We start from the raw sequence: 20,857 nt of genomic DNA, 5'->3' as shown, positions 1-20,857 counted from the left end.
TTTTTTGGTTCTTCGCATAGCTTGGGGAACGTCCGGGTTGACACTGGACTGGCAAGTTTGTGTGCGTCTTGCTTGCTGACTTAGCACTATCTATTACCGCGTGCGCTGAGCGTTTGGGTTGCGCCCCTTACGGGCGCCACACCTTTCTTGCTTGCCCAAGAAAGGTGTGCCAAAGAAGGGCACCCCGACATCCGGGTTTCGCTGCGCGAAACTTGATTCGCTTTGCTCACCCTTCGGGCCAGCCTGCGGCTGTTACTTCGCTTTGCTGCGTTTCCTCGCTCCGGTGCCGCTCCGGGGGCCGGCTTACAAGGGCCATCCCTGGCCCTTTAAGCGGGGCCGCCATCGGTATTTCGCCGCATCCATGCGGCTCGCTCCCCTACGCAACACCTCCGCTCAGCCTCCTGAAGGGGACCAGTTCGCGAGCCTGCGTAATCTTTGCGGAACTGGAATTGGCGGCGTCTGGCCTTTGCCTTTGCTCTTCAACTGCGATGGTGTAGACGACGCCCAAGTCCCCTTCAGGAGGCCGAGTGGAATCGCCACGTAAGGGGTTGAGCGACATGGATGTCGCGAGAGCTGCGATGGGCCAGGGATGGCCCTTCGCAGCGTGCCCCTGGAGTGGTGATGGAGCGAGGGAACCCCGGCGCAGCCGGGGCCGTATGTAGGGGTGTGTTTCTTTGCTTACTTTCTTTGCACAAGCAAAGAAAGTGAGTCGCCCGTAAGGGGCGAAACCCATCAGATCAGACGATCTCGCTAACGGAGAGTGCCAAGTCATGTACAGCTGACACGTAATTGCCAGTCCGGTGTCAAGCGTATCCGCCCCGCAAAAATGCGAAGAACCTTTTTTACCCGTGTTTTCGCCTGGCGCTATACACCCTGGTTCAGCCGGTCGATCAGCGCCCGCACGCTGCCCGGCAGCGCATCCAGCTCACGCACCAGCATGCTGCGTTCGCGCACCGCCCAGGCTTCGTCCAGCTGCAGGATGGCCAGCTGCATGGTGCGGCTGTGCCGACGTGCGGCCGACTCGGGGATGATGCCGATGCCGACGCCGCCTTCGATCATCCGACAGATCGCCTCGAAGCTCGAGACCTGGATACGCAAGGCCAGGTTGCCGCCGAGTTTCTCCACCTGTTCGCGCAGGAAGCTCAGCAGAGTGCTGCCCTCGTGCAGGCCGATGTGCTGGTAGGCGAGGGTGTCGCCGAGGCTGACCGTCTGCCGCTGCGCCAGGGCATGGCCCAGCGGCACGGCCAGCACCAGGCGGTCGGTGCTGAAGTGCAGTACCTGCAGGCCGGGCGCCTGCACCGGGCCGGCGATGATGCCCAGATCCGCCGCGCCATCGAGTACGCCACGCACGATGTCGCGGCTCAGGCGCTCCTGCAGATCGACGGTGACGCCGGGGCGTTCGGCGAGAAAGCCGGCCAGCACCTCGGGGAGGAACTCGGTCACCGCCGTGGTGTTGGCGAAGATGCGCATATGCCCGGCGGCGTCGGTGCCGTATTCGGTGAATTCACTCTTCAGGTAATCCACCTGGCGCATGATCAGCCGCGCATGCTGCAGCAGGCGCTGACCGGCCGGGGTCAGCTCGACACCACGGCTGTCGCGGTACAGCAGGCGACTGCCGAGCTGACCTTCCAGCGCCTTGATCCGCGCGCTGGCGGCGGCCGGCGAAAGGAATGCCTTGCGCGCGCCCTGGGTCAGGCTGGGCGACTCGGCGATATGGATGAACAGGCGCAGGTCGGGCAGATCGAAGTGCATGGTGGTCTCGGTGCTGGTGTGGACGCCGGGGGTGGCGATCCGTTTCAGCCGCGACAGTTTTGCGTCATGACGAAAAGCTCGCGGCTGAAGCCCCTCCCACAGATGTGAATGGGCGTAGTGTGTTCAGCATAACCGAACGCTGGTTTAAATAAATGCGGATTCTCTGAACGCAAGCGGCGTCGCATGCTCCAGCTCACACAAGAACCGAGCTGGAACCTGCCCCATGAGTGATTCTGCTTTTTCCGCCTGGATCGGTCGTAGCGAAGAAGTTCACGACCAACTCAGTCGCAATCTGGTCAAGCGCATCGCCGCTACCTTTGGCGAAGCCACGCCGGCCCATGGCGAGGCGCTGCCGCCGCTGTGGCATTGGGCGTTCTTCCAGGAGCCGGTCGCCGAGAGCGGTCTGGGCGAAGACGGCCATCCGGCGCGCGGTGGCTTCCTGCCGCCGGCCGACAACCGCAATCGCATGTGGGCCGGCGGCCGTATCGAGTTCATCCAGCCACTGCGCGTGGGTGGCGAAGCCAGTCGGGTATCGACCATCAAGCACATCGAGGAGAAGCATGGCCGCACCGGCGCGCTGCTGTTCGTCACCGTGCAGCACGACTACCTGCAGGACGGCCAACTGGCCATCCGCGAGGAGCAGGACATCGTCTACCGCGAGCCCAGCCCGCCCAAGGCCAGCAGTGGCGAGCCGCTGGTCGCCGGTGACTGGCGCGAGGCGGTCACGCCGTCCAGCACCCTGCTGTTTCGCTACAGCGCAGTGACCTTCAACGGTCACCGCATCCATTACGACTGGCCCTATGTCACCGAAACCGAAGGCTACAGCGGCCTGGTGGTGCACGGCCCGCTGACTGCCACCCTGAACCTGCGCGCCTTCTGCCGCGCCAACCCGCAGGTGCGCCTGCGCCGTTTCGCCTATCGCGGCCTGCGCCCGCTGATTGCGCCGCAGCCGTTCGAGGTCGGTGGGCGTATCAGCGGCGAGGGCCTGGCCGAACTCTGGGCGGGCAACGAGGCCGGCCTGGCGCAGCGCGCCGAGGTGCAATTCGACTGATTGTGTAGCCCGGATGCAATCCGGGAAATCGCTCCCGGATTGCATCCGGGCTACGGCTTACCGAGGAACTGTGATGAACGCCTACAACAACGAAGAACTCAATGCCATACGCGAAGGCGTGCGCGCCCTCTGTGCGGAATTTCCCGCCGAATACTGGCGCAAGATCGATGAGGAGAAGGGCTTCCCGGAAGCCTTCGTCACGGCCATGACCGAGGCCGGCTGGCTGTCGGCGATGATCCCGGAAGAATACGGCGGCTCGGGCCTGGGCCTGGCCGAGGCGTCGGTGATCCTCGAGGAGGTCAACCACTGCGGTGGCAACTCCGGCACCATCCACGGGCAGATGTACAACATGTTCACCCTGCTGCGTAACGGCAGCGAGGAGCAGAAGCGCTACTACCTGCCCAAGCTGGCCAGCGGTGAGCTGCGCCTGCAGTCGATGGGCGTCACCGAGCCGACCACCGGCACCGACACCACCAAGATCAAGACCACCGCCGTGCGCCAGGGCGACAAGTACGTGATCAACGGCCAGAAGGTGTGGATCTCGCGCGTCCAGCATTCCGACCTGATGATCCTGCTGGCGCGCACCACGCCGCTGGCCGAGGTGCAACGCAAGTCCGAGGGCATGTCGATCTTCCTGGTCGATCTGCGCGAAGCCATTGGCAACGGCCTGACCGTGCAGCCGATCGCCAACATGGTCAACCACGAGACCAACGAGCTGTTCTTCGACAACCTGGAGATTCCCGCCAGCAGTCTGATCGGCGAAGAGGGCAAGGGTTTCCGCTACATCCTCGACGGCCTCAATGCCGAGCGCACGCTGATCGCCGCCGAGTGCATCGGCGATGGCCGCTGGTTCATCGAGAAGTCCGCGCAGTACGCCCGTGATCGCGTGGTGTTCGGCCGCCCCATCGGGCAGAACCAGGGTGTGCAGTTCCCCATCGCCGAGGCGCACATCGAGATCGAGGCCGCCGACCTGATGCGCTGGCGCGCCTGCGAGGAATACGACGCCGGGCGCAATGCCGGGGCTGCCGCCAACATGGCCAAGTATCTGGCGGCCAAGGCCAGCTGGGAGGCGGCCAACGCCTGCCTGCAGACCCACGGTGGCTTCGGCTTCGCCAACGAGTACGACGTCGAGCGCAAGTTCCGCGAAACCCGCCTGTACCAGGTGGCGCCGATCTCCACCAACCTGATCCTGAGCTACGTGGCCGAGCATCTGCTCGAGCTGCCGCGTTCGTTCTGACTGTAAACGTAGGGTGGATCGGGGCGCGTACCACCTGCATGACGGAAGACGCATCGCGGTTTTCCGCCCGACGAATTGGAGAGCATCAAGATGAGTCAGCACACCCAGGCATTGGCTGGATTCCTTGCCAAACTGTCCTACGAGCAGATTCCCGAGCACGTGCTGGATCGCACCGAAGACCTGTTCCTCGACTGGCTGGGCTCGGCACTGGCCAGCGAGGGCGCGCGGCCGATTCCGCTGTTCGAGGCCTACGCGCAGAAGATGGGCCCGGCCGATGGCCCGGCGCGCATCCTGGTCAATGGTCGCGGCACCTCGGCGTACTTCGCCGCGCTGGTCAACGGCGCCTCCTCGCACCTGGTGGAGCAGGACGACCTGCACAACAGCTCGGTGCTGCACCCGGCCACCGTGGTGTTCCCGGCGGCCCTGGCGGCGGCGCAGGACCTCGGCAAGTCCGGTCGCGAGCTGCTGCTGGCCTCGGTGGCCGGCTACGAGGCGGGTATCCGCATCGGCGAATTCCTCGGCCGCTCGCACTACCGCATCTTTCACACCACGGCCACGGTCGGCACCCTGGCCGCTGCGGTGGCCGTGGGCAAGCTGCTGGATTTCGATCAGCAGCAGTTCATTCATCTGCTTGGCAATGCCGGAACCCAGGCCGCCGGTCTGTGGGAGTTCCTGCGCGATGCCGCCGACTCCAAGCAACTGCATACCGCCAAGGCCGCTGCTGATGGCCTGCTGGCGGCCTACTTCACCGAGCAGGGCCTGACCGGCGCGCAGAACATTCTCGAAGGCGAGCAGGGCATGGCCGCCGGCATGTCGCGCGATGCCGACCCGAGCAAGCTGTCGGATCGTCTCGGCCGGCGCTGGGCGCTGGTGGAGACCTCGTTCAAGTTCCACGCTTCCTGCCGTCATACCCATCCGGCGGCTGACGCGCTGCTCGATCTGATGCAGCGCGAAGGCCTGCGTCACGCGCAGATCGAGCGCGTCATCGCCCGCGTGCATCAGGGCGCCATCGATGTGCTCGGCCGCGTCAAGGTGCCGCAGACGGTGCACCAGGCCAAGTTCTCCATGGGCACCGTGCTCGGCCTGATCGCCGTGCATGGCAGCGCGCAACTGACCGAGTTCGCCAACCTGGCGTTGCAGGACCCAGCGGTGGCCGCCTTCCGTGACAAGGTGCTGATGCGCCTCGACCCGGAGGTGGATGTGGCCTACCCGCAGCGCTGGCTGGGCCGCATCGAGGTGATCACCAGCGATGGCCGAACCCTGCGTGGCGCCATCGACGAGCCCAAGGGCGACCCCGGCAACACCCTCAGCCGCGTCGAGTTGGAAGACAAGTTTCGCCGCCTGCTGGCCTTCGCCGGCAAGCGCAGCAGCGATGAGGCGGGTGTGCTGATCGAGCGGGTCTGGCGCCTGCGCGAGACGGCTGACTTGAGCCAGCTGGCCTGACGGCGAGCTTCGATTTTCCGGTGGATCGATGAAGCGCGATCCACCCTACGGATCAGGGATCTGCACATGAACGACACACAACAACCGCGACCACTGGATGGCATCACCGTGGTCAGCCTGGAGCACGCCATCGCCGCGCCGTTCTGCACCCGCCAACTCGCCGACCTCGGCGCGCGGGTGATCAAGGTCGAACGCCCCGGCAGTGGCGATTTCGCCCGTGGCTACGACGAGCGGGTCAGCGGCCTGGCCTCGCATTTCGTCTGGACCAACCGCTCCAAGGAAAGCCTGACCCTCGACCTCAAGCAGGACGATGCGATGCAGGTGCTCGGCAGCCTGCTGGCCAGTGCCGACGTGCTGGTACAGAACCTGGCACCGGGTGCCGCCGCGCGCATGGGCCTGTCGTTCGAGGCGCTGCACGAACGCTTTCCCACGCTGATCGTCTGCGACATCTCCGGCTACGGCGAGGGCGGCCCGTACGAGCAGAAGAAAGCCTACGACCTGCTGATCCAGAGCGAGGGCGGCTTTCTCTCCGTTACCGGCGGGCCGGGCGAGGAGGAGATGGCCAAGGCCGGCTGCTCCATCGCCGACATCGCCGCCGGCATGTATGCCTACACCGGCGTGCTCTCGGCGCTGATGCTGCGTGGCAAGACCGGTGTCGGCAGCCGCGTCGACGTGTCGATGCTGGAAAGCCTGGTGGAATGGATGGGTTACCCGCTGTACTACGCCTACGACGGCGCCACGCCGCCACCGCGTGCCGGCGCCGCACACTCGACCATCTATCCCTACGGCCCGTTCCCGGCCGGCGACGGCGGCACGGTAATGCTCGGCCTGCAGAACGAGCGTGAGTGGCAGGCGTTCTGCGACAAGGTGCTGGAACAGCCGGCGCTGGCCAGCGACGAGCGCTTTTGCGCCAACTCCAGGCGCTCGGCCAATCGCGGTGAGCTGCGCGCCATCATCGTCGAGGCGTTCTCGCGCATGAGCGCGGCGCAGGTCATCGAGCGCCTGGAGCAGGCGCAGATCGCCAATGCCCAGGTCAACGACATGGCCGGCGTCTGGGCCCATCCGCAACTTCAAGCGGGGCAGCGCTGGCGTCAGGTCGGCAGCCCCAGCGGCAGCCTGCCGGCGCTGTTGCCGCCGGGGCGCAACAGTGCTTTCGAACCGCGCATGGATGCCATCCCGGCGCTGGGCCAGCACACCGATGCACTGCTCGCCGAGCTGGGTTATGCCGCTGGTGACATCCAGCGCCTGCATCAGCAGGGGGCCGTATGAGTCCGACCGTAGCCCGGATGCAATCCGGGAAGTTCATGGCTGCCATCAGACCGCTCCCGGATTTCATCCGGGCTACGCGCCGCAAGTCGCTGCGTAGGGTGGACGACGCTTTTTTCGTCCACCAGTCGCTTGCCAACCGCGCAGCGCAAACGCCCGCGTTTGATGAGGACAGATCATGAGCAAGCCAATCATTCGCAGTGCCCTGTTCGTGCCGGCGAGTCGCCCTGAGCGTATTCCCAAGGCGCTCGCCGTCGGTGCCGATGCAGTCATCATCGACCTGGAAGACGCCGTGCAGGAGAGCCTCAAGATCGAGGCGCGGGCCAATCTCGATGCCTTCCTGACGGCCAATCCCGAAGCACGGCTGCTGGTGCGCATCAACGCGCCGGAACATGCCGGGCACGACGCCGATATCGAGCTCTGTGGCCGTCATGCCGGTGTCGTCGGTGTGCTGCTGCCCAAGGTGGAAAGCGCCGCGCAGGTGGCGCGCGTGGCGGCCTGTGGCAAACCAGTGTGGCCGATCATCGAGAGCGCGGCGGGGTTGCTGGCGCTGGCGCAAATCGCCCACGGCGAAGGCGTCGAGCGTCTGTCCTTCGGCGCCCTCGACCTGGGCCTGGACCTTGGCCTGAGCAGCGGCAGCGCAGCGGCCGAACGCATTCTCGATCAGGCCCGTTACGCCTTGCTGCTGCATTCGCGCACAGCGGGCCTGGCAGCACCGCTGGACAGCGTATTTCCCGCCATCGAGGACCGCGACGGCCTGGCCCGCACGACGCGTGATGCGCGCGACATGGGCTTCGATGGTTTGCTCTGCATCCACCCGACCCAGGTGGCGATCGTCCACGACGCCTTGCGCCCGGCGGACCAGGAATTGGCCTGGGCACGTCGCGTAATGACGGCGGCCAGCAGCGGCGAAGGCGTCTTCGTGGTGGACGGCCAGATGGTCGACGCCCCCGTACTCGGTCGCGCTCGTCGCTTGCTGCAGCGCGCAGGAGAACCGTAGGAGCCCGCTGGCGGGCGATGCGTCTCAGCAGATCGCCGGCAAGCCGGCTCCTGCAAAAAACGGCTGACTACCGAGGCAGTCAGCCACCTTGTAACCACGTACCGACCTACAAAAACAACGAGGTAACGTCATGTTCAAACTCACCGCCAAGGCGCTCGCCTGCGCCGCCATCCTGTCCTGTGCCGGCCTGGTCCAGGCTGCCCAGGACCCCATCCTCATCAAGTTCGCCCATGTGGTGGCGGACAATACGCCCAAGGGCCAGGGGGCGTTGCTGTTCAAGCAACTGGCTGAAGAGCGCCTGCCCGGCCGGGTGAAGGTGGAGGTCTACCCCAACTCCTCGCTGTTCGGCGATGGCAAGGAAATGGAGGCGTTGCTGCTTGGCGAGGTGCAGATGCTGGCGCCGTCGCTGGCCAAGTTCGAGCAGTACGCCAAGTCGGTGCAGATCTTCGACCTGCCGTTTCTGTTCGACGACATGACCGCGGTCGATCGCTTCCAGGCCAGCCCCGAGGGCCGCGCGCTGCTGACCTCCATGGAAGACAAGAACATCACCGGCCTGGCCTACTGGCACAACGGCCTGAAGGTGATGTCGGCCAACAAGCCGCTGCGCGATCCGGCCGATGCCCGTGGCCTGAAGTTCCGCGTGCAGGCTTCGGCGGTGCTGGAGGAGCAGTTCAAGGCGGTGCGCGCCAACCCGCGCAAGATGAGCTTCGCCGAGGTCTATCAGGGCCTGCAGACCGGCGTGGTCAACGGCACCGAGAACACCTGGTCGAACTACTACAGCCAGAAGGTGCACGAGGTGCAGAAGTACATGACCGAGTCCGATCATGGTCTGATCGACTACATGGTGATCACCAACACCAAATTCTGGAAGGGCCTGCCGGATGACGTGCGTACCGAGCTGGAAACCATCATGGCCGAGGTCTCCGTCGAGGTGAACAAGCAGGCTGACGCACTCAACCGCACGGCCAAGCAGGACATTGCCAAGGCCGGCACCACCGAAATCATCGAACTGACCCCACAGCAGCGCGCCCAATGGCGTGAGGCGATGCGCCCGGTGTGGCAAAAGTTCGAAAAGGAGATCGGCGCCGAGCTGATCCAGGCGGCGGAGCAGTCCAACCAGGGTTGAGCGTTCACCCTGACATGAAAACGCCCGGCTCGTGCCGGGCGTTTTCATGATGGGGTATCAGCCTTGGTCGATGCTCTTCATCCAACCCAGGCCGTCCTCCGTGCGTCCTCGCGGCTGATACTCGCAGCCCACCCAGCCCGTATAGCCGCAATCATCGAGCAACTGGAACAGAAACGGATAGTTGACCTCGCCGCTGCTGGGCTCATGGCGATCCGGAACGCCTGCGATCTGCACGTGGCCGATGGTCGTCTGGTAGCGCCTGTACGTCGCGGCCAGATCGCCCTCCATGATCTGCGCGTGAAAGAAATCCATCTGCACTCTGAGGTTCGCGAGCCCCAGCTCGCTGACTAGCGCGTGGGCTTCGGCCTGATGGTTAAGGATGTAGTGGGGCATGCTGCGATTGTTGATCGGCTCCACCAGCAGCATCAGTTCATGGGCGTGCAGCTTTTCTGCGGCATAGCGCAGGTTCTCGCGGTAGCAGTCCAGTGCTGCGGGGCGTTGCTCCGGATCGTCCAGTAGCCCGGCCATGGCATGCAGACGCTTGCAGCCCAGCGTCAGGGCATAGTCGATGGCCAGCTCCACACTGGCGCGAAACTCGACCTGTCGCCCTGGCACGGCGGCCATGCCGCGTTCGCCATTGGCGAAATCGCCGCAAGGTAGGTTGAACAGCACCTGAGTCAGGTCGTGGCGGTGCAATTCCTCGGCCAGTCGTTCTGCCGGGAAATCGTAGGGGAAAAGGCACTCCACGCCCTTGAAACCAGCCTTGGCAGCACGGGCAAAGCGATCGAGAAAGGGTACGTCGGTGAACAGCGTGGTGAGGTTTGCAGCGAATCTGGGCATGAGTCGATCTCACCAGCGGGCGCCGAAGGTCTGGCGCAGTTCTTCGATCTGCTCCTCGTCGAGCAGGCGGACCGGTTGCTGACGCAGCAGGAGGTAGAGCTTGGCCGTCTCTTCCAGCTCTTCGATGGCGTAGGCCGCAGCCTCCAGGCTCTTGCCCGATACCACCGGTCCATGGTTGGCCAGCAGCACCGCGCTGTGCTTGCCGGCCAGCCCCTTGATGACGTCGCCCAGCTTGGGGTCGCCGGGGCGATGGTAGGGAATCAGCGGGAGGCGTCCCACGCGCATGACGAAGTAGGGGGTCAGCGGTGGCAGGCAGGAACTGCTGTCGAGGCAGTCCAGGCAGGATACCGCCGCCGAATGGGCGCAATGCAGATGCACGATGGCGCGCGACTCGTCGCTGCCGTCATACATGGCGCGGTGCAGGAACGCTTCCTTGGAGGCTGGCTTGCCCGAGAGGTGGTGGCCGCCCCAGCTCAGCTTGGCGATGTCGGCAGGGTCGAGGCTACCCAGGCAGGCATTGGTTGGGGTCAGCAGCCAGCCGTCGTCGAGACGTGCGCTGATGTTGCCCGACGAACCCGGGCTGAGGCCGCGTTCGTGCAGGGAGCGGCCAATGCTTGCGATGTCCTCGCGAAGACGGTTTTCGTCGGTCATGGTAGAAGCTCCCAGGCCTTGATCATGAAATCGTCGCTGCCGAAGTTGCCCGACTTGAGGGCAAGGCTCAGAGGTGCCTGACGCTCGTCGAGCGCTTGCGTCCAAGGGACGCCGGGGTCGATGCTCGGGCCGATGTGCAGCCCTTCGATCCGAAGTGCCTCTACCACGGCGCCAGAGGTCTCTCCGCCTGCCACCAGAAGCTGCCCGAAGCCCTGCGTGGTCACCAGTTGTTGGGCAATTCGGGCCAGCGCCGACTCGATACGTGCGCCGGTCTGTTCGGCGCCATAGCGCATCTGGATGCGTTGAAGCTGATGCGACGGGCTGCTGGCATAGATCAGCAGCGTGGTGTCGAGGTTCTGTTGCCTGCACCAGTCAAGCGCCTCTTCCACGACGACCTCGCCGCGCCGCATCAGCGCTTCGGCATCGAGGTGCAGGGCCGGGTAGCGGGCCTTGGCGTGCTCCAGCTGGATCAGGGTTGCCCTGGAGCAACTGCCGGAGATGATGACGCGCCGGCCTTGGGCAGGACGCAGTGCGGTGGCATCGGTTGAGCGGCTCAGACGTCCCGAAGCCTGCCAGGCGGCCGCCAGGCCTTTGGCCAGGCCAGAACCGGCGGTTACCAGCGGCAGCTGCGAACAGAGGGTGCCGAGCGTCAGAAGGTCCTGATCATCAAGGGTGTCGCAGATGGCGATGCCGACTCCCTGACGCTGAAGGTCTTCCAGGTGTGCCTGCGCCTGTTCCACACCGCCATGCAAGGCGCGGTAGTCCAGCAGACCAACGGTGTGCCGGGTTTGCACCTGCAGTACACGCACCAGATTGGCGTCTTTCATCGGGGTCAGGGGGTGATCCTGCATGCCGCTTTCGTTCAGCGGCACGTCGTTGGCGAACAGGTAGCCGTTGAACACGCAGCGGCGATTCTCGGGAAAGGCCGGGCAGGCGATGGTAAAACGGCTATCGAGCGCTTCCAGCAGGGCGTCGGTGACCGGACCGATATTGCCCTGCGCGGTGGAATCGAAGGTCGAGCAGTACTTGAAGTAGAACTGCTCGCAGCCCTGCCCGCGCAGCCATTCCAGCGCTTGCAGCGACTGTTGTACGGCCTCCCGGGACGGCAGGGTGCGTGACTTGAGGGCGATCACCAGGGCCTGGACATCGCCGAGCGGCAACGCCTGCGTGGGAACGCCAATGGTCTGAATGGTCTTCATGCCGCCACGTACCAGCATGCTGGCGAGGTCGGTCGCGCCGGTGAAGTCGTCGGCGATGCAGCCTAGCAGTGCCATGCTCAGACCTCCGCACGGTGGCTGGGCAAGTCGATGCCCGGGAAAATCTTGGCGACGGCGATGTCGTCCTGGCGGCCAAAGCCAGAGGCACTGGCCTGCTTGAACATCTGGTGCGCGGTGGCGGTGAGGGGCAGCGGAAATACGTCCTGTTGGGCGCTGTCGAGCACCAGCCCCAGATCCTTGACGAAAATGTCCACCGCCGAGCGTGGGCTGTAGTCACCGGCCAGCAGGTGCGGTACCCGGTTCTCGAACATCCAGGAGTTGCCGGCGCTGTGGCTGATGACCTCGAACAGGGCATGCGGATCGCAGCCCTGGCGTATGCCGTAAGCCATTGCCTCCGCTGCGGCGGCGATGTGTACCCCGGCAAGCAATTGATTGATCAGTTTGATCTGCGAGCCCTGGCCTGCCTGATCGCCCAGTCGGTAGACCGTTGCCGCAACGGCATCGAGGCCCGCTTCGGCAGCGGCAAAGGCACTGTCGGGACCGGAGGCCATGATGGTCAGCTCACCCATGGCGGCGCGCTGGGCTCCCCCGGAAATGGGAGCGTCGAGCATTTCGACATCGTGCAGGGCGAGATTCACAGCGATTTCCCTGGCCCTGCTGGCGGCAACCGTGGCACACAGCAGCACGACGCTACCCGGGCGAAGGTGCTTGCCGATGCCCTGTTCACCGAACAGAACCTGGCAGGCCTGATCCGCGTTGACCACCACGATGAACAGCAGGTCGCTGCGTGCGGCTTGTTCGGCGAGGGGCCGCAGCGGCTGGCCTGTTTGCTCGGCGAACTGCGCAGTGACGTCTTCGTCAACGTCATGCCCCCAGACAGGCAGGCCGGCCCGCAAGAGTGAACAGGCCATGCCAAGGCCCATTGAACCAAGGCCGATGACTCCGCAGCAAGGCTGAGCGCTATTCATCTGAGATACCTCTTGTTGTTGTAAAGAATCAGCTGTCGTCAAGCAGCGCCTTAGCGCCCCGCAGGCGCTGTTCTGCATTGATCAGATGGCGGCTGGTAGCGAGGCCGGCGGCCTGCGGATCCCCCGAACTGATCGCCTGCAGGATGGCGCGGTGTTCAGCGTCCACCTGGCGCATATAGGGCGGATGCTTGGCCTCGTTGCGCCGGGTGACGCTGATGGCCCGGTAGAGCAACTGGTGCAGGAAGTCGACAGTGGCGACGAAATGCTCGTTGCCCGTGGCGACGACGATGGTTCGGTGAAAGGCGAGGTCTTCACGTACGCCGTCCTCGCCGCGTTCGACAGCGTCCTCCAGTTCTTCCAGCGCGTTGCGTATCGCTCGGATGGCGGCCTTGTCGCCACGCTTGGCCGCCAGTTCGGCGGCCTTGATCTCCAGCGCACTCCTGATCTCGAGAATTTCGCTGACTGACTGGGTGTTGGCCTGAGGCGTATTGAGGCGCAGTGCAATGGTCGGGTTCGGGGTGACGTAGGTGCCACTGCCCTGACGTGAAGCCACCAGCTCTTCGCGCTTGAGCATGGAGATGGCCTCACGCACGACCGTACGGCTGACTCCGTACTGACTGCACAGGCTCTGTTCGGTGGGTAGACGACTGCCCGCCGCCAAGCTGCCGTTCTGGATGGATTGCGCCAGGCCCCGAGCAACGCGCTCGGCGAGTTTCGGCGTGGATTCGCTCAGTGGTTGCAAGGCTTTTCTCCGCAAAGAGGGGGGAAGGGCAGTTTCCCATTTCCCGTTTCAGCTTGCGCTGACAATAAATTCATCATACAACATGACAAATTTTCGTGAAGCGCTTTCTTCCCGCAAGAACCTCGGTGTCGACATCACATCGTCCAGAAAGGGGGTAGGCACATGAACATCGTCGTCACGGGCGGAGCCGGTTTTCTCGGCCAACGTCTCATTCACGCACTCCTGCAATCGGCCGCCAGCGACCTGCTGCCGGCCCATGCTCGTGTCGTTTCCCTGGATCGGGTGGCCTGTCCGCTGGCAGATCCGCGGCTGTTGTCACAGGCCGGTGATGTTGCCGACAGCGCATTGCTGGAAGAGCTGATCGATACCGAGACTACCCTGGTGTTCCATCTGGCTGCGGTGGTCAGTGGGCAGGCCGAGGCGGATTTCGACCTGGGCATGCGCGTCAACTTGGATGCCACTCGGGCCTTGCTGGAGGTCTGTCGGCATCGTGCTCGGGCGCCGAGGCTGCTGTTCGCGAGCTCCCTGGCGGTGTTCGGTGGCGACCTGCCGGAGCGGGTGGGCGATGCTCAGGCGACGATGCCGCAATCGTCCTATGGTGCCCAGAAAGCCATTGGCGAGCTGCTGGTCGCAGAGTATTCGCGCAAGGGCTTCATCGATGGGCGTATCTGCCGCCTGCCGACCATTTCCGTACGTCCTGGCGCGCCCAATGCGGCGGCATCATCCTTTGCCAGCGGCATCATTCGCGAGCCCCTGATGGGGTTGCCGAGCAACTGCCCGGTTCCGCTGGATACTCGTCTGTGGCTGTCTTCGCCGGAGCGGGTGATTGCCAATCTATTGCATGCCGCACGCCTGGATGCGGCGGCGCTGGGGGCGCAGCGCACCCTCAACCTGCCGGGGATCAGCGTCACTGTCGAGCAGATGCTCGACAGCCTCGAGCGCCTCGCCGGTGAGCAGGCGCGTGGACTGGTCACGCATCAGCATGATCCGCGCGTTGCCGCCATCGTCTGCAGTTGGCCAAGCGACTTCGATCTGCATCGGGCGATTGCCTTGGGCTTCCAGGGTGATGTCGATTTCGACGCCGTGGTCGCCGCCCATCAACGTTACCTGGAGGTGAATGCCGCCCGGTAGCAGCCCGCGTCACCCATTCAAACAAGAATAAGAGGGTTCCTTCATGACAGACACAATCGCGGTCTCCGGGCCACAACTGATGGTGGGCCTGGTGCTGGCCATCGTGGTGCTGATCATCCTGGTGCTACGCACCCGCATCCATGCGCTGCTGGCGTTGGTCATCGCTGCATCCATCGCTGGCCTGGTAGGGGGCATGGCCCCTGATGCACTGGTGAAAACCATCACCAGCGGCTTTGGTTCAACCCTCTCCACCATCGGCCTGGTTATCGGCTTCGGCGTGATGATGGGGCGTTTGCTGGAAGTGTCCGGTGCCGGTGAGCGAATGGCCTACAGCATCATTGCCTGGCTGGGCGCCAAGCGTGAAGAGTGGGCCATGGCGATTACCGGCTACATCGTTTCGATACCTGTGTTCTGCGATTCCGCCTTCGTCATCCTCACTCCTCTGGCACGTGCACTGGCGCGCAACTCCGGCAAGTCCGTGCTGACGCTGGGCATCGCCCTGGCTGGCGGGCTGATGCTCAGTCACCACGCCATTCCACCGACGCCGGGACCATTGGGGATCGCCGGCATCTTCGGGGTGGACATCGGGCTGATGATGTTCTGGGGCACGGTCTTCACAGTGCCGTCGCTGTTCGTCCTGATCACCTATGCCAGGGTCATGGGTCCACGCATCGAGGGCATGATGCAGCATGACTCCGAGGTCGACCCGCACGAGACCTACGAGGCCTTGATGAGTCGCGCCCGCGAGCGAGATACCGAGTTGCCACCGCTGTGGCTGTCGGTCCTGCCGATCGTGTTGCCGATCGTGCTGATCTTCGCCAACACGCTGACTGGCGTACTGGCCCGCTACGGCGACGGGGCGATTGCCCAAAGCCTGCCGGGTCAGGTACTCACCTTTCTCGGTAATCCGGTGATCGCTGTAGGTCTGGGCGTTGTGGCCGCCGTCTATGGGTTGGTGCCGCGCATGCCGCGCGAGCAACTGATTGGAGAAATGGAGAAGGGGGTCGAGAGCGCCGGCATCATCCTGCTCGTTACCGGTGCGGGCGGCGCCTTGGGTGCGGTGCTGCGCGAGAGCGGTGGCGGGCAGTACATGGGGGAATTGGTGGCCTCGCTGCCAATGCCGGCGGTGCTGATTCCCTTTGTGATCGCCACGCTGGTGCGCCTGATCCAGGGCAGCGGCACGGTGGCGATGATCACCGCCGCCTCGATATCCATGCCGATCCTGTCGACCATTGCCGGTGTGAACATGGTGTTCGCTGCTCTGGCGGCCGCTATCGGCTCAATGGTCTTCGGCTACTTCAATGACAGCTTCTTCTGGGTGGTCAATCGGATGCTCGGCGTAAGCCAGGCCAAACACCAGATCCTCACGTGGTCGGTGCCTACGACGCTGTGCTGGTTCACTTCACTGGTCACCTTGCTGCTGTTCAACGCCTTGCTGGGTTGAAGGCCTGTGTCGAACACAGGCTGGCCAGCGGTTGGCTGAGTTGCTGCTGATAAGGTCGTCGCGGCTAAAGCCCCTCCCACAAGTTCGGAAGGGCCTAGCCTTTTGGGTCAGGCGATTGCCGCCCGTTACCTAGGGTGCGCCGTACGCGCCAATCACGCCATCGCCGGCACCAGGCCTTACAGCCCCGCTTCCTGCATCCACTTCGGCTTGGGATAGCGGCGATCCGCTTTGCCCGCCTTGAGGATGGCGCCTGGCACCTCGTGGCCGATCAGGCCGGGCAGGGTGGCGGCTGCTTCGAGCAGGGCATCGAGGTTGACGCCGGTGTCCAGGCCCATGCGCTGGAACATGTGCACCAGATCCTCGGTGCAGATATTGCCGCTGGCGCCCGGTGCATAGGGGCAGCCGCCGAGGCCGCCGAGCGAGGCGTCGAAGCGGTCGATGCCGGCATTCAGCGCCGCCAGGGCGTTGGCCAGGCCCATGCCACGGGTGTTGTGGAAATGCGCGGTGAATACCGCCTCGGGCCAGCGCTGCAACGCTTCGCGGCAGATGCGCTCGACCTGCGCCGGATCGGCCATGCCGGTGGTGTCGCACAGGGTCACGCCCTGTACGCCGATCTCCAGCAGACGCTGGATCAGTTGGTAGACGCGGGCCTCGCTGACCTCGCCCTCGAACGGGCAGCCGAAGGTGGTCGACAGCGAGGCGTTGATGAACACGCCGCTGCCACGGCTGACCTCGATGATCTCGGCGAACTGCGCCAGCGACTGCTCCGGCGTCATGCGCAGGTTGGCCAGGCCGTGGGTGTCGCTGGCGGACATCACCAGGTTGATCTCGTCCACCTCGCACGACAGCGCGCGTTCGCAGCCCTTCACGTTGGGTACCAGCACGGTGTACTCGACGCCGGCCACGCGCTGGATGCCGCGCATCACCTCTTCGGCATCGCGCAGGTTGGGGATGGCCTTGGGCGAGGTGAAGGAGGTCACCTCGATCTTGGCCAGGCCGGTGTGGGACAGGCGGTCGATCAGGGCGATCTTGTCTGCGCTGGGCACGAAGGAAGCTTCGATCTGGAAGCCGTCGCGGGTGGCGACGTCCTGGATGTAGAGGCGTTTGTTCATGGCGTGATCCTGATTGTTCGCGGCGTAGGGTGCGCTGTGCGCACCGGCTTGAGCTGCGTTGCTGTCTTGGTGGACAAGCTTCGCGTTGTCCACCCTACGAACTGAGCTGAACTCCCACGCAGAGCGTGGGAGCCATCTAATCGTTCCTCACGCTCTGCGTGGGAACTATCTGCAGCCATCTGGCTAGATGATGCCGCGCTCGCGCAGGCCGGCGACCTGTTCCGCGCTCAGGCCTAGGCCGGCGAGGATGTCGTCGTTGTGCTCGCCCAACTGCGGGCCGCCGGTGCCGATACGGCCCGGTGTACGGCTCAGCTTGGGCAGCACGCCCGGTACCTTGAGCGGACCGACACTGGTCTGCACCTGCTCGATCATCTGCCGCGCCAGGTAGTGCGGGTCCTGCACGATGTCGGCGGCGGTGTAGGGATAGCCGGCCGGTACGCGGGCGCCCTTGAGGGCCTCGATCACTTCATCGCGGCCGCGCTGCGCGGTCCATTCGGCGATGGCAGCGTCGATCAGCTCGGCGTGCTGGCTGCGCCCGTCGTTCTGCGCCAGGCGCGGGTCATTGCCCAGGTCGTCGCGGCCGATCAGGCTCATCAGGCGCTTGTAGATGCTGTCGCCATTGCCGGCGATCAGCACGTAGCTGCCGTCGTTGCAGGGGTAGGAGTTGGACGGCGTGATGCCGGGCAGGGCGCTGCCGGCCGGCTCGCGGACGTAGCCGAAGGCGTCGTATTCGGGGATCAGGCTTTCCATCATGGCGAACACCGACTCGTACAGCGCCACGTCGATTTCCTGGCCTTCGCCGCTGCGCGCACGCTCCTGCAGGGCCAGCAGTACGCCGATCACGCCGTACAGCGATGACAGCGAGTCACCGATGCTGATGCCGACGCGCACCGGCGCCTGGCCGGGGTAGCCAGAGAGGTGGCGCAGGCCGCCCATGGCTTCGCCGATCACGCCGAAACCGGGCAAGTCGCGGTAGGGGCCGGTCTGCCCGTAGCCGGAAATGCGCAGCATGATCAGGCGCGGGTTGATCGCCTTCAGTGCTGCGTAGCTCAGGCCCCAGCCTTCCAGCGTGCCGGGGCGGAAATTCTCCACCAGCACGTCGGCCTCGGATACCAGCCTACGCACGATGTCCTGCGCTTCGGCCTGCTTCAGGTCGAGGGTCAGCGAGCGCTTGTTGCGCGACTGCACGTGCCACCAGAGCGAGGTGCCGTCCTTGATCTTGCGCCATTTGCGCAGCGGATCGCCGACGCCCGGCGGCTCGATCTTGATCACCTCGGCGCCGAATTCGCCGAGCAGCTTGCTGGCGAAGGGACCGGCGATGAGCTGACCCATCTCGATCACCTTGAGCCCCTGCAGGGCCATGTTGCTGGTGTTGCTCTGAGTCATGGCTGCACCTGATTTGCCTGTGCGTTTCTCGTGGTGCGCAGAATGGCGCAGCGCAGCGATGCCGACAATTACCCAATGGCCAAGCTAGGCTTCGCGTATCGCGAAGTGGCATGCTGTAAATCAGGTGTCTGGCTGCTTCACTTCGCCAGGCACGAAATGGAGACCCTCATGCGCCGCATCGATTTCGTCACCCTCAAGCTGTTCGTGGCCATTGCCGACGAGCGCAGCCTGACCCGCGCCGCCGAGCGCGAGCACCTGGCCCTGGCGGCGGTGAGCAAGCGCGTCAGCGACCTGGAAAACCAGCTCGGCATCGCGCTGCTCTATCGCCAGCCCAAGGGCGTCGAGCTGACCCCGGCCGGTCACGCGCTGCTGCACCACGCGCGCAACATGATGGACAACCTCGAACAGCTCAATGCCGACCTCAGCGAATTCAGCGAAGGGGTCAAGGGCCATGTGCGCATCCACGCCAACACCTCGGCGGTGATCGAGTTTCTGCCCGAGGATCTGGCCAGCTTCAGCCGCCTGCACCCGCAGGTGAAGATCGACCTGGAGGAGCGCGTCAGCAGCGAGACCATTCGCGCCGTGCGCGAGGGGCTGACCGATATCGGCATCTTCGCCGGCCACGTGCCGGCCGAGGACCTGCAGGTGTTCACCTACCGCCACGATCAACTGGTGCTGGTCACTCCGCGTGAGCATCCGCTGGCCGAACGCGATGGCCTGTTCCTGCGCGAGGCGGTGGGCCACGACTTCATTGGCCTGCAGCAGGACGCGTCCTTGCACGGCCTGCTGCAGCACTCGGCGCACAGCCAGGGGGTGGCCCTGCGCCTGCGCATCCAGGTGCGCAGCTTCGAAGCCATCTGCCGGATGATCCACACCGGCATGGGCGTTGGTGTGTTGCCGGACCTGGCGGTGCGCACCTATCTGCCGGCGCTGGATGTGCGGGTCATCCCGCTGCACGATCCCTGGGCCCGGCGTGAGCTCAAGGTGGCGGTGCGCAATCAGGACAACCTTTCGCTGACCGCGAAGCAGATGCTCGATCACCTGAGAAACAGTGGCGCGGCAGGGGAGGGTTCTGCGCTGCCTTCGTGAATGCCGAAGGCTCGGTTGTCCAAATGTGAATTTCAGCTTGTGGAAGGGCGCAGTAGAGTCCGGGCCAATCGAAGGGGTTTCTCCCTCGACGCTCAGACAAAAACAACAGGAGCCTTCCATGAAGTTTTCTTTCGTCCGTCGTGGCCTGGCCGGCGTGCTCGCCGGTTGCGCACTGCTTGGCGCACTCTCGGCACACGCAGCCGATCCGATCTTGATCAAGTTTTCCCATATCACCGCCGACAGTACGCCGAAGGGCCAGGGCGCGCTGCTGTTCAAGAAGCTGGTGGAGGAGCGCCTGGCCGGCAAGGTCAAGGTCGACGTCTATGCCAACTCCTCGCTGTATGGCGATGGCAAGGAAATGGAAGCCCTGCTGCTCAACGAAGTGCAGATGCTGGCGCCGGCACCGTCCAAGCTGGAGCAGTACACCAAGCAGCTGCAGCTGTTCGACATGATGTTCCTGTTCGATGACGTCGCCGCCGCGCAGCGCTTCCAGTCCTCAAGCAAGGGCAAGGCGCTGCTCAAGTCGATGGAGAGCAAGGGCATCACCGGCCTGGCCTACTGGCTCAACGGCATGCGTCAGCTCACCGCCAACAAGCCGCTGGTGGAGCCGGCCGATGCCCGTGGGCAGAAATTCCGCGTGCAACCGTCCGACCTGCAGGCCGCGCAGTACAGCGCCCTGCGCGCGGTGCCGCGCAAGATGGCCTTCGCCGAGATCTACCAGGGCCTGCAGACCGGCGTGGTCAACGCCCAGGACAACCCCTGGTCGAACATCTACTCGCAGAAGTACTTCGAGGTGCAGAAGTACATGACCGAGTCCAACCATGCCATCGGCAACTACCTGCTGATCACCAACACCCAGTTCTGGAACGGCCTGCCGGCGGATATCCGCAGCGAGCTGGAACAGATCGTCGACGAGGTGACCCGCGAGGTGAACAAGCAGGCCGAGGCACTGAATACCCAGGCGCGCCAGGCCATCGTCGCCACCGGCAAGAGCGAAATCATCACCCTGACGCCCGAGCAGCGTGCCGCCTGGCGTGACGCCGTGCGTCCGGCGTGGAAGAAGTTCGAGGCCGAGATCGGCAGTGATGTGATCGAAGCCGCGCAAGCCGCCAACCAGCCTTGAGCCCCACGGCCGTCCCGGGCCCACGCACCCGGGGCGGTCTTTCATTCGCCGTCGCCTAAGACGGCGTTTGCCAATGACGAATATCGCGCCGGTCCTTGCTCGGTTAGATTCGCCCAACTCCTGACAATCACAAGAACCTCGCGGAGATGCCATGAACGCCTTGCGGCGCGTCTGGGAGCACTTCGAGGAAGGCTTCATCGCTTTCCTCCTGGCGGCCATGACGCTGATCACTTTCGTCTACGTGATCCTCAACAATTTCTACACCCTGTTCTATTGGCT

The 20,857-nt window shown here is 64.5% G+C and carries 18 protein-coding genes and 1 pseudogene; 11 read left to right on the top strand and 8 right to left on the bottom strand.

Features of this window, described 5'->3' with window-relative positions; genetic code table 11:
• Positions 1-864: 864 nt before the first annotated feature.
• Positions 865-1,752 (bottom strand): LysR family transcriptional regulator, encoded by an 888-nt coding sequence (locus ACN0X6_RS22860; RefSeq protein WP_160017457.1) that lies wholly within the window; start codon positions 1,750-1,752, stop codon positions 865-867.
• A gap of 223 nt (positions 1,753-1,975) precedes the next feature.
• On the opposite strand from ACN0X6_RS22860, the gene ACN0X6_RS22855 reads away from it, so the two are divergent.
• The 6 genes from ACN0X6_RS22855 to ACN0X6_RS22830 all read left to right on the top strand — a co-directional run bounded on the left by ACN0X6_RS22855 (position 1,976) and on the right by ACN0X6_RS22830 (position 8,875).
• Positions 1,976-2,803, top strand: coding sequence for an FAS1-like dehydratase domain-containing protein (locus tag ACN0X6_RS22855; RefSeq protein ID WP_417707465.1), 828 nt, complete (start codon positions 1,976-1,978; stop codon positions 2,801-2,803).
• Positions 2,804-2,876: 73 nt separating this feature from the next.
• Entirely contained in the window at positions 2,877-4,040 is a 1,164-nt protein-coding gene (locus ACN0X6_RS22850) for an acyl-CoA dehydrogenase family protein (protein ID WP_417707464.1), read from the top strand.
• A gap of 90 nt (positions 4,041-4,130) precedes the next feature.
• On the top strand, positions 4,131-5,483 hold the full coding sequence (locus tag ACN0X6_RS22845) for an MmgE/PrpD family protein (RefSeq protein ID WP_417707463.1): 1,353 nt from the start codon (positions 4,131-4,133) through the stop codon (positions 5,481-5,483).
• Positions 5,484-5,549: 66 nt separating this feature from the next.
• Complete coding sequence (locus tag ACN0X6_RS22840) at positions 5,550-6,752, top strand: CaiB/BaiF CoA transferase family protein (protein WP_417707461.1); 1,203 nt, start codon at positions 5,550-5,552, stop codon at positions 6,750-6,752.
• A 175-nt stretch (positions 6,753-6,927) separates the two neighbouring features.
• Positions 6,928-7,749 carry an HpcH/HpaI aldolase/citrate lyase family protein gene (locus ACN0X6_RS22835; protein ID WP_417707460.1) on the top strand — a complete coding sequence of 274 codons (822 nt, stop codon included), beginning with the start codon at positions 6,928-6,930 and terminating at the stop codon, positions 7,747-7,749.
• A gap of 130 nt (positions 7,750-7,879) precedes the next feature.
• Positions 7,880-8,875 carry a TRAP transporter substrate-binding protein gene (locus tag ACN0X6_RS22830; protein ID WP_417707458.1) on the top strand — a complete coding sequence of 332 codons (996 nt, stop codon included), beginning with the start codon at positions 7,880-7,882 and terminating at the stop codon, positions 8,873-8,875.
• A 57-nt stretch (positions 8,876-8,932) separates the two neighbouring features.
• Here ACN0X6_RS22830 and otnI read toward each other — a convergent pair whose 3' ends face one another.
• Genes otnI through ACN0X6_RS22805 form a run of 5 tightly spaced genes read right to left on the bottom strand, consistent with a single transcriptional unit; the run spans position 8,933 to position 13,293 of the window.
• Positions 8,933-9,715 (bottom strand): 2-oxo-tetronate isomerase, encoded by a 783-nt coding sequence (otnI, locus tag ACN0X6_RS22825; RefSeq protein WP_417707456.1) that lies wholly within the window; start codon positions 9,713-9,715, stop codon positions 8,933-8,935.
• A gap of 9 nt (positions 9,716-9,724) precedes the next feature.
• Positions 9,725-10,366 (bottom strand): 3-oxo-tetronate 4-phosphate decarboxylase, encoded by a 642-nt coding sequence (otnC, locus tag ACN0X6_RS22820; RefSeq protein ID WP_417707454.1) that lies wholly within the window; start codon positions 10,364-10,366, stop codon positions 9,725-9,727.
• On the bottom strand, positions 10,363-11,640 hold the full coding sequence (otnK, locus tag ACN0X6_RS22815) for a 3-oxo-tetronate kinase (RefSeq protein WP_417707453.1): 1,278 nt from the start codon (positions 11,638-11,640) through the stop codon (positions 10,363-10,365). Before otnK ends, otnC begins: the two co-directional genes overlap by 4 nt.
• Positions 11,641-11,642: 2 nt before the next feature.
• A complete protein-coding gene (gene ltnD, locus ACN0X6_RS22810; RefSeq protein WP_417707451.1) occupies positions 11,643-12,551 on the bottom strand; it encodes an L-threonate dehydrogenase in 909 nt (302 codons plus the stop codon).
• 28 nt (positions 12,552-12,579) lie between these two features.
• Positions 12,580-13,293, bottom strand: a complete 714-nt coding sequence (locus ACN0X6_RS22805) for a FadR/GntR family transcriptional regulator (protein ID WP_417707450.1) — start codon at positions 13,291-13,293, stop codon at positions 12,580-12,582.
• Between the two features lie 162 nt (positions 13,294-13,455).
• On the opposite strand from ACN0X6_RS22805, the gene denD reads away from it, so the two are divergent.
• Positions 13,456-14,424: a D-erythronate dehydrogenase gene (denD, locus tag ACN0X6_RS22800; RefSeq protein ID WP_417707448.1), complete on the top strand. Its 969-nt coding sequence runs from the start codon at positions 13,456-13,458 to the stop codon at positions 14,422-14,424.
• Positions 14,425-14,467: 43 nt separating this feature from the next.
• On the top strand, positions 14,468-15,868 hold the full coding sequence (locus ACN0X6_RS22795) for a GntP family permease (protein WP_417707446.1): 1,401 nt from the start codon (positions 14,468-14,470) through the stop codon (positions 15,866-15,868).
• 176 nt (positions 15,869-16,044) lie between these two features.
• Here the strand turns inward: ACN0X6_RS22795 and ACN0X6_RS22790 are convergent, their stop codons facing one another.
• On the bottom strand, positions 16,045-16,980 hold the full coding sequence (locus ACN0X6_RS22790) for a hydroxymethylglutaryl-CoA lyase (protein WP_417707444.1): 936 nt from the start codon (positions 16,978-16,980) through the stop codon (positions 16,045-16,047).
• Positions 16,981-17,163: 183 nt separating this feature from the next.
• Positions 17,164-18,366, bottom strand: coding sequence for a CaiB/BaiF CoA transferase family protein (locus ACN0X6_RS22785; protein ID WP_417707442.1), 1,203 nt, complete (start codon positions 18,364-18,366; stop codon positions 17,164-17,166).
• Between the two features lie 168 nt (positions 18,367-18,534).
• On the opposite strand from ACN0X6_RS22785, the gene ACN0X6_RS22780 reads away from it, so the two are divergent.
• The 3 genes and pseudogenes from ACN0X6_RS22780 to ACN0X6_RS22770 all read left to right on the top strand — a co-directional run.
• Positions 18,535-19,455, top strand: coding sequence for a LysR family transcriptional regulator (locus ACN0X6_RS22780; RefSeq protein WP_417707440.1), 921 nt, complete (start codon positions 18,535-18,537; stop codon positions 19,453-19,455).
• A 118-nt stretch (positions 19,456-19,573) separates the two neighbouring features.
• Positions 19,574-20,578, top strand: coding sequence for a TRAP transporter substrate-binding protein (locus ACN0X6_RS22775; protein ID WP_417707438.1), 1,005 nt, complete (start codon positions 19,574-19,576; stop codon positions 20,576-20,578).
• Positions 20,579-20,729: 151 nt separating this feature from the next.
• Positions 20,730-20,857 (top strand): annotated as a pseudogene (locus tag ACN0X6_RS22770) (C4-dicarboxylate ABC transporter); the annotation flags it as partial.

The sequence above is a fragment of the Pseudomonas sp. genome, assembly GCF_048269965.1.
GTDB lineage: Bacteria > Pseudomonadota > Gammaproteobacteria > Pseudomonadales > Pseudomonadaceae > Aquipseudomonas.
Note: the sequence above shows the minus strand (reverse complement) of the source record. Positions and strands in the feature narration are given on the sequence as shown.

Bases quoted from the DNA above. Each gene is read 5' to 3' on its own strand.
- ACN0X6_RS22860 (WP_160017457.1), bottom strand. From the start codon at position 1,752: ATGCACTTCGATCTGCCCGACCTGCGCCTGTTCATCCATATCGCCGAG.
- ACN0X6_RS22855 (WP_417707465.1), top strand. From the start codon at position 1,976: ATGAGTGATTCTGCTTTTTCCGCCTGGATCGGTCGTAGCGAAGAAGTT.
- ACN0X6_RS22850 (WP_417707464.1), top strand. From the start codon at position 2,877: ATGAACGCCTACAACAACGAAGAACTCAATGCCATACGCGAAGGCGTG.
- ACN0X6_RS22845 (WP_417707463.1), top strand. From the start codon at position 4,131: ATGAGTCAGCACACCCAGGCATTGGCTGGATTCCTTGCCAAACTGTCC.
- ACN0X6_RS22840 (WP_417707461.1), top strand. From the start codon at position 5,550: ATGAACGACACACAACAACCGCGACCACTGGATGGCATCACCGTGGTC.
- ACN0X6_RS22835 (WP_417707460.1), top strand. From the start codon at position 6,928: ATGAGCAAGCCAATCATTCGCAGTGCCCTGTTCGTGCCGGCGAGTCGC.
- ACN0X6_RS22830 (WP_417707458.1), top strand. From the start codon at position 7,880: ATGTTCAAACTCACCGCCAAGGCGCTCGCCTGCGCCGCCATCCTGTCC.
- otnI (WP_417707456.1), bottom strand. From the start codon at position 9,715: ATGCCCAGATTCGCTGCAAACCTCACCACGCTGTTCACCGACGTACCC.
- otnC (WP_417707454.1), bottom strand. From the start codon at position 10,366: ATGACCGACGAAAACCGTCTTCGCGAGGACATCGCAAGCATTGGCCGC.
- otnK (WP_417707453.1), bottom strand. From the start codon at position 11,640: ATGGCACTGCTAGGCTGCATCGCCGACGACTTCACCGGCGCGACCGAC.
- ltnD (WP_417707451.1), bottom strand. From the start codon at position 12,551: ATGAATAGCGCTCAGCCTTGCTGCGGAGTCATCGGCCTTGGTTCAATG.
- denD (WP_417707448.1), top strand. From the start codon at position 13,456: ATGAACATCGTCGTCACGGGCGGAGCCGGTTTTCTCGGCCAACGTCTC.
- ACN0X6_RS22795 (WP_417707446.1), top strand. From the start codon at position 14,468: ATGACAGACACAATCGCGGTCTCCGGGCCACAACTGATGGTGGGCCTG.
- ACN0X6_RS22790 (WP_417707444.1), bottom strand. From the start codon at position 16,980: ATGAACAAACGCCTCTACATCCAGGACGTCGCCACCCGCGACGGCTTC.
- ACN0X6_RS22785 (WP_417707442.1), bottom strand. From the start codon at position 18,366: ATGACTCAGAGCAACACCAGCAACATGGCCCTGCAGGGGCTCAAGGTG.
- ACN0X6_RS22780 (WP_417707440.1), top strand. From the start codon at position 18,535: ATGCGCCGCATCGATTTCGTCACCCTCAAGCTGTTCGTGGCCATTGCC.
- ACN0X6_RS22775 (WP_417707438.1), top strand. From the start codon at position 19,574: ATGAAGTTTTCTTTCGTCCGTCGTGGCCTGGCCGGCGTGCTCGCCGGT.